The following is a 261-nucleotide window of genomic DNA, read 5'->3' as shown; positions in this document are numbered from 1 at the left end:
AGCATTTTTAGGACCTATTCTATTTATTGGGATTATTGTACCTCATTTCTGCCGATTGATCTACAATCCCTCAAAATTATGGCAGCAGTGGATCCTTAATATGTTTCTGGGAATGCTAATCATGCTGTTTTTCTCAGTAATTGCAGAAAAAACACAGATCCCATTGAATGTGATAAGCTCTGTATTTGGAATCCCTGTGATTCTTGTGATGCTTTTGAGACAGAATAAAGTATAATACTTTTATTGGAAAATGCAAAGACG

The 261-nt window shown here is 34.9% G+C and carries 1 protein-coding gene; it reads left to right on the top strand.

Going from position 1 to position 261, the window contains the following annotated elements; all coding sequences use genetic code 11:
• Window positions 1–235: iron chelate uptake ABC transporter family permease subunit (locus tag SB679_RS24915; protein WP_410704982.1), on the top strand; the 235-nt coding region annotated here is incomplete at its 5' end.
• Window positions 236–261 lie beyond the last annotated feature (26 nt).

This window comes from Chryseobacterium sp. SIMBA_029 (assembly GCF_046535275.1).
Lineage (GTDB): Bacteria > Bacteroidota > Bacteroidia > Flavobacteriales > Weeksellaceae > Chryseobacterium.
This window is presented reverse-complemented; position numbering and strand designations above follow the sequence as displayed.